General features: G+C 48.9%; 3 protein-coding genes. 2 read left to right on the top strand and 1 reads right to left on the bottom strand.

The annotated features are described in order from the left end of the window. The coding region (locus JF818_RS02835; protein ID WP_198890475.1) for a hypothetical protein at positions 1-489 on the top strand (489 nt) is incomplete at its 5' end. Here the strand turns inward: JF818_RS02835 and JF818_RS02830 are convergent. After that, entirely contained in the window at positions 490-882 is a 393-nt protein-coding gene (locus JF818_RS02830) for a hypothetical protein (protein ID WP_198890474.1), read from the bottom strand. Positions 883-996: 114 nt separating this feature from the next. Between JF818_RS02830 and JF818_RS02825 the strand changes: the two genes are divergently transcribed. After that, positions 997-2712, top strand: a complete 1716-nt coding sequence (locus tag JF818_RS02825; protein ID WP_198890473.1) for a portal protein — start codon at positions 997-999, stop codon at positions 2710-2712. The last annotated feature ends 54 nt before the right edge of the window (positions 2713-2766 follow it).

The raw sequence follows: 2766 nt of genomic DNA, 5'->3' as shown, positions 1-2766 counted from the left end.
GGCAAGACCAATACCCTCATCCAACTGGTCAAGCGGTACACGAACAGGAACAGAAAGCCAATCGTGTTCTACGAGAAAGTCTCCATGCAGTCTGATATCGAGCATATCCAGTACGTCATGAATCATACGAATTACCGCTTTGCAATCAATCCTGTCACCGCAACAGCTCCCAAAGGTCAACGCATTGAAGCACTGGAGCCTCTATTTCGAGAGCGCAGGGTTTGGTTGTGTAAAAGTGCGTGGCACTACAACTGGGAGGGTGAGAGGGAAGATATGATGACTTCCTTTATCAATCAGGAATACAGGGCTTATCCGTTCTGTGCCCACGATGATGCTCTGGACTCTCTCTCAAGGATTGCCGATGCAGAGACAGGTGGACAGATGACATTTCCCGATGCCATGTCGATTGAGGAGCAGATAAGAGCGCAACTGGAGAGCAGGGGCATGAGGTTTGAGGACGCTATCACCGTTGATTATGAACCGATATAGTCAAAGCCAGTCCATGCTAAGCAGCTTCCATTTCCTGTAAGCGGTTTGTTCTACGGTTGCAGCATAGCGTGTCCGGACTGTTCCTCCGAATGAGTTCTGTGCATCAACATATCCTGTGATTACATACTGCTGTGTATTAATTTTCCGTAGCACCTTGACCCCAGCGTCGGAGTATCCAGGGAATTGGGCGGTGCTAGGAGACTTAAGTGAGTTCATTACAAAGTCTTTTGTTGCATTGTACGCATAGCGTCCTGCATCTTCAGTCTCCCAGTTGTCTTCTGAAGATCCTCCACCAATCAAGCAGGATACTATGAGAATAAAAATAATGACGGCTATGTAAATAATTTTAGACTTTTTCTTCCATTCAGCCGAGTGATCGGAATACCAACCCATGTTTCATACCCTCCAAATTTACTGAAAGTCTAACACAATATTTGGCTTTGGGTACATTTTATTCTCGTTACCTCCGAGCAACATTGACTTATTGACATTTCCTAGACTGTACCCATGAACACTGTGACTGTAGGTCTCGACAACGGATCGCTTGACTATCTGGGCCGACGAGAACCGGTAAAAAAACAAGGTAATGACCCTCTTGCGAAGGCGATTGCTTCCAAATGGAGCAGGATGAAGACCATTCGTCAGAAATCCGAGGCACTCCGTTGGGAGGCTTGTGCATACGTACAGCACAGGATGAATGAATTCTCCGACAACAACAACCCAATAAAGCCGGTGAAGCTCTACAACACCGCAGGTATCCTTGCTTTCGATACCTTCATCAACGGTTATCATGGGAATCTTATTACCCCTTCCATGCGTTGGTTCAGACTCACCCTCATTGGTGAGAATTACGAGGACTCCGACACCATCCACGGTGCGAACGACTATCTTGAAATCTCCGAGAACCAGATATACTCAGAGCTGAACAAGACCAACTTCTACCCGATGGACAAGCTTGCCACCAAGGACGCTGCAGTACAGGGTACTTCTGCTGAATGGGTGTATGACGATGTTGAGGACGGGCTTTGCGTATTCGAGACCATCGCTCCGTGGGACTTCTGGATAGACAAGAACCACAGGGGGAAGGTCGATACCATCTTCATCCGTTTCACCATGACAGCCTCCGATGCCCTTGACCGATTTGGGGACAGGACTCCGAAGGATATCAGGCGTGAGGTTGAAACCGATGCAGGGCATACCGAGCATGAGTTCGTCTTGGCAATCTACCCCAGAAAGAAGCTCCGGAGTGAACGAGGAAAGGTGCTTATCTCCACCGAGAAACCCTATGCTGCTGTCACTTACTACCCCACCGATGATTGTATCGTTGAGGAATCCGGCTATGACGAGTTTCCGGTAGCTGTACACGTGTTTGAACCAGATGGCACTTCCGTCTATGGAAAGGGTCTGGTCATGAAATACATCACAGAGCTAAAGAGACTCAATTCCATGTCGAGGGACGAGCTTGAGGCAATCCAGAAGGTTGCAAAGCCTCCAATGGCAATACCGGAATCCCTCAAGGGCCGATTCTCTTCTGACCCAGGGGCACGAAACTACGTAGGGAACAGCGAACAGAGACCTGAAATCATCCAGACGGTACAGGATATCGGATGGGTGAGCAATGAGATCAAGGAGCTTGAGGATAAAATCGGGAGACTGTTCTTCAATGACCTCTTCAACTATCTCATGCGGCAGGACAAGGTACTCACCGCCACACAGACACAGGCAATCAAGAGTGAGGAACTTGCACTCCTCGCTTCAATCCTTGGCACGACCCAGTACATGAAGATAAACCCCATCGTAAAACGGGTGTTCAGAATCATGGCAAAGGGAAACAGGTTGCCAAAGCCTCCCAAGGAAATGCTCAGGGTAAAGAACGCACTCATGAAAATCGAGCTGGACGGGCCTCTTGCCAAGAACGTGAAGATGTTCGCCATGCAGGATGGACTGCAAGCCTCCCTTGAATGGTTGCAAGCCCTCCATGCAATGCAAATGACCACTGCACTGGACAACCTTGATGCCGATGATTTTGTACGGAAGGCACTCATTGCAGCCGGACTCCCACAGTCTGCTCTCAGGGAACTTGCCGATGTAGCCAAGATGCGACAGCAGAAGGCACAGATGGTTCAACAGCAACAGCAGATGCAACAGATGCAACAGCTCTCAGAGATGCAAAGGAACGTGAATGGGCAGGGAAACCTCAATAATGCGGCAGGTATGAACTGATGATAACCAAGCATACCAAGCTGACAAACGAGGACATGCTCCACAGGGCAGAGG

The organism is Sphaerochaeta sp. S2 (assembly GCF_016406725.1).
Lineage (GTDB): Bacteria > Spirochaetota > Spirochaetia > Sphaerochaetales > Sphaerochaetaceae > Sphaerochaeta.
This window is presented reverse-complemented; position numbering and strand designations above follow the sequence as displayed.

Excerpts from the sequence above, each read along its gene's own strand:
- JF818_RS02830 (WP_198890474.1), bottom strand. The coding sequence starts at position 882 with ATGGGTTGGTATTCCGATCACTCGGCTGAATGGAAGAAAAAGTCTAAA.
- JF818_RS02825 (WP_198890473.1), top strand. The coding sequence starts at position 997 with ATGAACACTGTGACTGTAGGTCTCGACAACGGATCGCTTGACTATCTG.